The organism is Mycobacterium sp. E2497, assembly GCF_001668695.1.
Classification (GTDB): domain Bacteria; phylum Actinomycetota; class Actinomycetes; order Mycobacteriales; family Mycobacteriaceae; genus Mycobacterium.
Window position 1 is genome coordinate 1 of sequence record NZ_LZKD01000100.1, and the last position, 8,838, is coordinate 8,838.

General features: G+C 67.2%; 10 protein-coding genes. 8 read left to right on the top strand and 2 right to left on the bottom strand.

Features of this window, described 5'->3' with window-relative positions; translation table 11 throughout:
- The 6 genes from A5713_RS07670 to A5713_RS07700 form a co-directional block, all read left to right on the top strand.
- On the top strand, nucleotides 1-796 hold a 796-nt coding region (locus tag A5713_RS07670; protein WP_068094226.1), incomplete at its 5' end, for an alpha/beta fold hydrolase.
- Nucleotides 797-875: 79 nt separating this feature from the next.
- Complete coding sequence (locus A5713_RS27410; protein ID WP_082972836.1) at nucleotides 876-2,237, top strand: TetR/AcrR family transcriptional regulator; 1,362 nt, start codon at nucleotides 876-878, stop codon at nucleotides 2,235-2,237.
- Nucleotides 2,238-2,379: 142 nt separating this feature from the next.
- Nucleotides 2,380-3,426 (top strand): zinc-binding dehydrogenase, encoded by a 1,047-nt coding sequence (locus A5713_RS07685; protein ID WP_068094227.1) that lies wholly within the window; start codon nucleotides 2,380-2,382, stop codon nucleotides 3,424-3,426.
- Nucleotides 3,427-3,599: 173 nt separating this feature from the next.
- Complete coding sequence (locus A5713_RS07690) at nucleotides 3,600-4,280, top strand: haloacid dehalogenase type II (RefSeq protein WP_067921086.1); 681 nt, start codon at nucleotides 3,600-3,602, stop codon at nucleotides 4,278-4,280.
- Nucleotides 4,281-4,306: 26 nt separating this feature from the next.
- On the top strand, nucleotides 4,307-5,761 hold the full coding sequence (locus A5713_RS07695) for an NAD(P)/FAD-dependent oxidoreductase (protein WP_068094229.1): 1,455 nt from the start codon (nucleotides 4,307-4,309) through the stop codon (nucleotides 5,759-5,761).
- 3 nt (nucleotides 5,762-5,764) lie between these two features.
- Nucleotides 5,765-6,220, top strand: a complete 456-nt coding sequence (locus tag A5713_RS07700) for a cupin domain-containing protein (protein ID WP_068094234.1) — start codon at nucleotides 5,765-5,767, stop codon at nucleotides 6,218-6,220.
- Between the two features lie 3 nt (nucleotides 6,221-6,223).
- On the opposite strand, the gene A5713_RS07705 is transcribed toward A5713_RS07700, so the two are convergent.
- The gene (locus A5713_RS07705) at nucleotides 6,224-6,631 is read right to left on the bottom strand and encodes a VOC family protein (protein WP_067921079.1); all 408 of its coding nucleotides are present in this window, start codon (nucleotides 6,629-6,631) and stop codon (nucleotides 6,224-6,226) included.
- Between the two features lie 119 nt (nucleotides 6,632-6,750).
- On the opposite strand from A5713_RS07705, the gene A5713_RS07710 reads away from it, so the two are divergent.
- Both A5713_RS07710 and A5713_RS07715 read left to right on the top strand, forming a co-directional pair.
- Complete coding sequence (locus tag A5713_RS07710; RefSeq protein ID WP_067921077.1) at nucleotides 6,751-7,584, top strand: GntR family transcriptional regulator; 834 nt, start codon at nucleotides 6,751-6,753, stop codon at nucleotides 7,582-7,584.
- 108 nt (nucleotides 7,585-7,692) lie between these two features.
- Entirely contained in the window at nucleotides 7,693-8,169 is a 477-nt protein-coding gene (locus tag A5713_RS07715) for a hypothetical protein (protein ID WP_068094235.1), read from the top strand.
- 41 nt (nucleotides 8,170-8,210) lie between these two features.
- Here the strand turns inward: A5713_RS07715 and purQ are convergent.
- A partial coding sequence (gene purQ / locus A5713_RS07720) for a phosphoribosylformylglycinamidine synthase subunit PurQ (RefSeq protein WP_369804384.1) occupies nucleotides 8,211-8,838 on the bottom strand: 628 nt, incomplete at its 5' end.

Genomic DNA, 8,838 nt, shown 5'->3' on the forward strand with positions numbered 1-8,838 from the left:
ACCCGCGCTCGTGCTGTTGCACGGCTTTCCGACCAGCTCCTACATGTTCCGGCATCTGCTGCCGGCACTCGCGGACCGCTATCACGTCATCGCACCCGACCACCTCGGCTTCGGGCTTTCTGACGCGCCGTCCGTCCAACAGTTCGACTACACCTTCGACGCGCTGACCGACCTCACCGCCGGCCTGGTCCGCGAGCTCGGCATCGACAGATACGCCATGTACGTCCAGGATTACGGCGCGCCGATCGGTTGGCGACTTGCGCTGCGCGACCCGTCGGCGATCACGGCGATCATCACCCAGAACGGCAACGGCTACGACGCGGGGTTCGTCGACGACTTCTGGAAGGTCGTGCGGGCCTACCAGCGCGAGCAAACGCCCGAGACCGAGGCCGCAGTACGGCAGTTCCTCACGCTGGACGCCACCCGGTGGCAATACGTCACCGGCGTTCCCGACGAGACCCTGCTCGACCCCGAATCCTGGCTTCACGACTACGCGCTCATCTCGCGTCCCGGCAACGACCTGGTGCAGCTGAAGCTGTTGCGGGACTATGCGACCAACGCGCCGCTCTATCCGCGCCTGCATGACTACTTTCGCGCCAGCCAGGTGCCCCTGCTCGCGGTGTGGGGTCGCGGCGACGAGATATTCGGCCCCGCGGGCGCCGAGGCGTTCGCCGACGACCTCCCCGATGCCGAGATCCGACTGCTCGACGGTGGGCACTTCCTGTTGGAGTCCGCGCTGGACGAGGTCGCCGAATTGATCCTCCGCTTCCTGGCGAAGGTCGACATGACTGCTTGACAGGGACCGCCGGGCACCCAGGCGCTTCATTGGGTTGGATATCCCATAGTTCGGGGCGATCGCGAGTTAGCCTGACGCGATGGCCCATCCCGATGGTCAGGACGAACAACGGTTGACCGCCAAGGGGCGGGCCACCCGGGACCGCATCGTGGAAGCGGCCGCCCGACTGATCGTCACCGAAGGCCTCTCCGCGTCGAACATGGAGAACGTACGCAGGGCGGCGTCCGTCAGCGGTTCGCAGCTCGCCCATTATTTCGCCGACAAGAACGCCCTCATCCGCGCGGTCATCCGGCGTCAGATCGGCGTGGTTCTCGACTTCCACCGGCAGCCCAAGCTCGGTGGTCTGGCTTCGTTCGCCGACTTCGAACGGTGGATAGACCTCAATATGCGATACCTCAGGCGCATCGGATATTTCGGCACGCCCACCTATCACGCGCTTGCCGCACAGCTGGTGAAGTCCGACGACGCGACACGCGCAACGCTGGGAGCCGGCTATTGGCAGTGGATCGACCTGCTCGAAACGGCGATCCAGCGAATGAAAGACGGCGGCATCGTTGTCGCTGACGCCGACTCGCGAGCGCTGGCGATCGTGATCGTCGCCGCCCATCAGGGTGGTGGCACCTTGGCCTTCACCTACCGCGCGGAATGGCCGCACGCCGATGCCGTCCGCTTCGCGATCAACCACCTGCGCAGCTTCGCCACCGATCCCGGCGAGCGGGTTGCCCGGCCCGCGCGGCGCCCTCGGCGCCTGCGCAAGACCCGCGCCCTAACTGATGACAGCTCAACACGTTTCACCCGCAAGGGGCAGGCGACACGCGCGCGCGTCGTCGAGGTCGCCGCGCGCCTCATGTTCGAGCGCGGCGTCGCCGGCACCAGCATCGAACAGGTGCGCCGAGCGGCCGGGGTCGGCGGCTCGCAGATCGCGCATTACTTCCACGACAAGCGCGAGCTGACCCGTCAAGTGATCGCCGCCCGCCGCGAGGACGTACGGGCCTTCCACACTGCGCCACCACTGGGCGACCTGGACACCCTCGACGCCCTGCAGGCGTGGGCCGATGCCTGCGTCGCGGACATCGACGCCGTATACCGCCTGGGAGGTTGCGTCTACGGCTCTTTGGCGGGGGAATTGATCGACGCCGACGACGAAGTACACGACGATCTCTCCGCCGGCTATGACCAGTGGATCGAGCTTTTTGAGACCGGCCTTGCCACCATGCGCCGTCGCGGCGAGCTGCGCCCCGATGCCGACCCGCGTCACCTGGCGGTATCGCTGGTGGTCGCGCACCAGGGCGGAGCGATGTTGACATACGCCACCGGGGATGCGGAACCGTTGCGGACCGCAGTCAATGCCGCCGTCGACTACGTTCGCACATTCACGCCGCACGCGCGTAAGAGCCGATCAACCCCGGCGCGACGCCGCGGCCCGTCCCGGGCCAAATAGCTTCACCGCCCCATCTGGACAGATTGGGATAGGTAGCCCATAATTAATTGGGTTAGCCGGCCCATTACGGGCGGGAAGCTCTCCGGCTCCGTTCGGCATATCCAGACATGAATGCCCACTGAGCATTCGGGAGGAGCGGCAAATGTCGACCACCGATGCGTCCCAGCTGCCCACCGCGCCGGTAGTGGTGCGCGAACAAGCAGGGGGCGAAACCATGCGAGCGATCGTTCTGAAGGGATTCGGCGGCCTCGACAAACTGGTCTACACCGACATCCCCAAGCCGCTGCCCAGAGACGGCGAAGTGGTCATCGAGGTCAAGGCGTTCGGCGTCAATCACGCCGAGATGCACATGCGCCGGGGCGAATGGGCGGAAGCCGCGGAAGTCAGCGGCATCGAATGCGTCGGCGTCGTCGACTCGTGTCCTGGCGGTGAATTCCCCGTGGGCGCCAAGGTGGCGGCATTGATGGGGGGTCTGGGCCGTACCATCAACGGCAGCTACGCGCAGTACACGCGTGTGCGCGCAGCCAACGTCACCCTCATCGAATCCGGGCTGCCCTGGGCGGATTTGGCGGCGTTACCCGAGACCTACGCGGTCGCGTGGACATGCCTCTTCCGCAACCTCAATCTGCAGGCCGGACAAACCCTGGTGCTGCGCGGCGCGACCTCATCGCTCGGGCAGGCCGCGCTCAAGCTGGCCGTCGCCGCCGGTGCGCGCGTCATCGCCACCGCGCGAAGCCAGGGCCGGGTCTCCAAGCTGGAAGAGCTGGGCGCCTCCCGCGTCGAATTGGAGCGGCGCGACCTGGCCGACCATCTCCCCGAGGCTAAGCGGGTGGACACCGTCCTGGACCTGGTCGGCAACGGCACCATTCTGGACTCCCTGGACATGCTGCGCCGCGGCGGTACGGCATGCCTGGCGGGATGGCTGGGCGGGCTTGAACCCATCGGGGATTTCAACCCGCTGTTGCGCATGGCGAGCGGTGTCAACTGGAACTTCTTCGGCAGCTTCGTCTTTGGGGCTCCCGGATTTCCGCTGTCGGACGTTCCGCTGCAAGACATCGCGCGGCAGGTCGCAGAGGGCACGCTGGAGGCCAAGCCGTCTCGCGTCTTCTCTTTCGACCAGATACGTGAGGCGCACCGCGTGATGGAAGCGGGAGAGGCCGGCGGGAAGATGGTCGTTGTGATGCAGTGAGCAACGACCGTCCGGGATCGTTCGCGAGAGGTCCGTCGAACTTGCGATCCCGCCGAAGACGGCCGAGGTGATCGCACTTTGGTGGCCGTCCTCGGAATGGCATTGATTTGCCTGTGTTTGGTCGGGTATCCAAGGCCCGACGTTCGCACTCTCAAGAAGGCCGAGCCCTAGCCATGCCCACACCGCCCGTCCTGGTTTTCGACGTCAACGAGACGTTGATCGACATCGACTCCCTCGCACCGCTTTTCACCGAGTTGTTCGGCGATGAAAGGGTGCTCCGCGAGTGGTTCGCCCAGCTGGTCATGTACTCGATGTCCGCGACACTGGCGGACAATTACGTGAACTTCTCCACGCTCGCACAAGGCGTGCTGCGTATGGTCGGCGATATTCACGACGTCCGCGTCTCCGACGATGACCTGCACCGCCTGAAGACAGGTCTTCTCACCATGCCGGCACACCCGGAGGTACCCGAGGGGCTCACCAGGTTGCGAGACAATGGTTTTCGCCTGGTTACGTTGACCAATTCACCGCCCAACCCGGACGGGCCGACGGCCTTGCAGAGTTCCGGGCTGGCTGATTTCTTCGAACACCAATTGAGCGTCGACGGTTGTCGCGCCTTCAAGCCGGCGCCCGCCGTGTACCGATATGTGTGCGAAACGCTCGGGGTCGCGCCGACCGACTGCATGATGGTGGCCGCGCACGTGTGGGACACGCTCGGGGCGCAAAACGTCGGCTTCAGCGCGGCGCTCATCACACGCCCAGGCAATCCACCGCTACCGGTCGAGGGGCTGCCCCAGCCGAACCTCATAGCGAGCGACTTATGCCAGCTGGCCGAGAAGCTCACAGCCAACTGACGGACACCACAGAAAGGTCATTGACCATGGCGGTCGACAAGGAACGGGACTACGACGTCATCGTGCTCGGCGCCGGGCCGATCGGGCAGAACGTCGCGGAACGCGTCCGGGCGGGCGGCCTGAGCGTCGCGATGATCGAGCGCGAACTTGTCGGTGGCGAATGCTCGTATTGGGCCTGCGTACCCAGCAAGGCTCTGCTGCGTCCGGTGATTGCCGTCTCCGACGCCCGCCGGGTCGACGGGGCGCGGGAAGCCGTCGCCGGCCCCATCAGCGCCGCGGGAGCCTTCGGCCGCCGCGACCGCTACGTCAGCGACTGGGACGACAGCGGGCAGGCCGACTGGGTGAAGGGGATCGGCGCCACCCTGGTACGCGGCCACGGCCGGCTGGACGGTGCCCGACGAGTCGCCGTCACCGCCTCCAGCGGTGAGACGTCGGTGTTGACCGCGCGACACGCGGTCGTGGTCTGCACTGGAAGCCAGCCCGCTCTCCCCGACCTGCCCAGCATCGACGAAGCCCACCCGTGGACCAACCGCCAAGCCACCGACCACAGCTCCGTCCCCGAGCGACTCGCCGTGGTGGGTGCCGGTGGCGTGGGCGTCGAAATGGCGACCGCCTGGCAAGGATTGGGGTCGCGGGTGACTCTGCTCGCGCGTGGATCCGGCCTGCTACCCCGAATGGAACCCTTCGTGGGCGAGCTGATCGAACGCGGACTCACCGAGGCGGGCGTGGAGGTGCGCGTCGGGGTATCGGTCCGCGCGCTGCGCCGGGCCGATGACGGGCAGGTAAAACTCGAATTGGACGACGGATCCGAGTTATCAGCTGAGGAAGTGCTTTTCGCGACGGGCCGCGCGCCGCTCACCGACGACATCGGTCTGGAGACCATCGGGTTGACACCGGGCGCATGGCTCGGCGTCGACGACACCTGCCGCGTGCGAGCGATCGAGGACGGCTGGCTCTATGCGGCAGGCGACGTCAATCACCGGGCCCTGCTAACCCATCAGGGCAAGTACCAGGGCCGTATCGCCGGCGCGGCCATCGCAGCTCGTGCGGTGGGCGCCCCGTTGGACACCGCACCCTGGGGACGGCATGCCACCACGGCTGACCATTACGCCGTCCCGCAGGCGTTCTTCACCGATCCCGAAGCCGCCGCGGTCGGCCTGACGGCCCAGCAGGCGCAGCGGGCCGGGCACCGGGTGCGCACGGCCGACATCGAAGTCGGCGACGCTGTGACGGGGGCCAAGCTCTACGCCGATGGGTACACAGGCCGGGCGCGGATGGTGGTCGATCTCGATCGCGAGCACCTGCTCGGGGTCACGCTGGTTGGACCCGGGGTCACCGAAATGCTTCACTCCGCCACGATCGCCATCGCCGGCCAGGTGCCCATCGACCGGCTGTGGCACGCCGTGCCCTGCTTCCCGACGGTCAGCGAGCTGTGGCTGCGGCTTCTCGAGGCGTATCGGGATGCGTCGGACCATAATTGACCCATGGCCACCGCAGACGGATTCCACCCGGACTTCGACGAGAAGGCGCCGGAAGCCACCGGCAACCGGGTGCACCACATCAAGGCGTCGGACATCAGCTCCGACACCGCGCAATCGGACGGGCTTCGTCGCTTCGCCGCGCTCAGCGGCACGTCGGTCGGCGCCGAAAAGCTCTGGATGGGTGAGACGCACGCAATGCCGTCGACCGTCTCGTCCAACCATCATCACGGCGATTCGGAAACCGCCATCTACGTGCGCAGTGGTCACCCGGAATTCGTCTTCCACGACGGCACCGGAGAGGTGCGTATCTCGACCTCACCCGGGGACTACGTGTTCATCCCGCCCAATCTGCCGCACCGCGAGGAAAATCCCGACCCGACCAGCCCGGCGGAGGTCGTCATCGCGCGCAGCACCCAGGAGGCGGTCGTGGTGAACCTGCCGGCGCTCTACCCGCTCTGATCCCTAGACCGTTCCGTAGACGGCGATTTCGACGAGGTTCCCGTCGACGTCGCGGCAGTAGTGCGACGTCATCGGGCCGAGTGCGCCGGTCCGGGTCACCGGACCCGCGACGACCTCCACACCACACTCGACGAGGTGAGCGCGCACGTCGTCGGGGCTGCTGCGCGTGATGAAGCACAAGTCCGCGGAGCCGGCGGCCTCGACCGACCCGGTGACCCAGTCGGGATCGCCGGCCAGCGCCCCGAGGGGCCGCAGGTTGAGTTTCTGCTCCCCGAAGCGCAGCGCGATCCGCGCGGACGGACCGAACGTCTCCCGGCGCATCCCAAGCACCCGCTCATACCAGGCCGCGGTTGCCTCGACGTCGCTGCAATTCAGCACGACGTGGTCGATCCCTTCCACCGCGAATCCCATGTCCGGACCTCCTGAGGTGACGCGAAAATCGCTCAGCACCAGCCTAATCGGGACTCGGTACAGCAGCCGGACGGTGACCGGTCTTTACCCTCCGCTCACCAGACGTTTTAATACGTCTTATGACCAGCCGGTCGCTCGACCTCGAGTCCGCCGATCTGCGAGTTCGGCGCGGCAGCGTACCCGCGAGCACCCAGCTCGCCGAGGCGCTCAAGGCCGCGATCATCAAGCAGCGCGTGCCCCGCGGCGGACGCCTGCCCAGCGAACGCGAGTTGATCGATCGGTCCGGTCTGAGCCGGGTAACCGTGCGCGCGGCGGTCGGACTGCTCGAGCGCCAGGGCTGGCTGGTCAGACGCCAAGGCCTGGGGACCTTCGTGACCAACCCAGTGCGGCAGGAACTGGGCTCCGGCGTGCGCACGATCACCGAAGTCTTGGCGAGTTCGGGGATCACCCCCCACGTCGACGTCCTGTCGCACCGCGTCGAGGAACCCCCACAGCGGGTCGCCGAAACGCTGGGCTTGCCCAAAGTTCTGTGCATCCAGCGACGTTTCCGGGACGGGGACGCGCCCCTGGCGCTGATGATCGCGTATCTACCGCCGGGGCTGGGGAGGGCCGTTGAGCCGCTGCTGGCGAGCGTCTCGGACGCGCAACCCGAGCGGGCGATGGAAAGCACCTACACGATGTGGGAGCGGCGGCTGGGCATCCCCATCGCCCGGGCCACCTATGAGATCCATGCGGCGGGCGCCTCCGTCGAGGTGGCCGGCGCGTTGAATCTGCCGTTGGGCTCCCCCGTGCTCGTGCTCGAACGGATCAGCTACGGACGGGACGACAAGCCGCTCGAAGTCGTGGAGTTTCATTACCGCCCCGAGCGGTACCGATTCTCGGTGACGCTGCCACGGACCATGCCGGGGCCGGGCGCCGGGATCGTGGAGCGGCGGCCGGACACCGAACCTTGACGACGGCGCTGAGCGGATCCGGCCGCTCAGCAAATTCTCAACAGTTTCTTCGCGGGCTCATGGCTTGTCTCCCAGCATTCGCAAAGCCACTGGCCGCAGCATGATTTCATGGCGAACGAGCTGATGTGCGCGAACCTGGTCGAACGTTACCTGCGCACGCGTGGGCGACGCTACTTCCGCGGCCATCACGACGGCGAATACTTCTTCGTCACCGGCGCGCGTGCGTGTACTTCGGGGCGCCTGCACGTCCATCTCGAGATCTCGCCCGCGCACGGCGATGTGCTGATCGTTCGGGTGACTCCCACCTGCTTCTTCCCCGCCGGCGAGCGCCCCTGGCTGGTGCACTTCTCCGACACGTGGAACCACGCGGAGCACGAAGTCACCGCGATCGTGCACGGCTCGTCCGACCCGCAGCGGATCGGCGTGGTGGCGCGCAGGTCACGCTGGATCCGACCCGGCGTCTCCTTTGAGGAATTCGCCGCCTTCGTCGACGGCACCGTCGCGGACGCGACCGACCTGTTCGACGCGTTGAGCCCGGCCACGCAATGGCCGACGGCGCACCCGTTGCTGCGCGACGCCGGCTGAACCGAACTCGACTCACGCCCGCCCAGCGCGGCGATTTCCGTTCAGACCGAAAGCACCGCGTCCAGCGCCGAATAGAACAGGCCCAAGCCGTCGTCGGAGGGCCCCGTCAACGCTTCGATGGCGTGCTCGGGATGCGGCATCAGCCCGACGACGCGGCCGTTGGCGGAGCTGATGCCGGCGATGTCGTGCAGCGAGCCGTTGGGATTGTCGAGGTAGCGGAACACCACCCGGCCCTCCCCCTCCAGCTCGTCGAGCACATCGTCGGGGGCCACATAGCGGCCCTCGCCCGACTTCAGCGGCACCAGCAGCTCAGCGCCCCACTCGAAACGCGACGTCCAGGCCGTCGAGATCGACGCCACCCGCAGCCACACATCCCGGCAGACGAAATGCAAACCGCTGTTGCGGGTCAACGCCCCGGGAAGCAGCCCGGCCTCGCAGAGCACCTGAAAACCGTTGCAAATGCCCAACACCGGCACGCCGCGCTGCGCGGCGGCCACCACCTCGCCCATCACCGGGGCGAACCTGGCGATGGCCCCGGCCCGCAGGTAGTCGCCATAGGAGAAACCGCCGGGCACCACCACGGCGTCGACGCCGCCCGGGCCGCGCGCCGGGTCGGCGCCGAAGCGGTCAGCCTGTGGCACGCTGACGCCGACCTCAAGGGCGTCGACG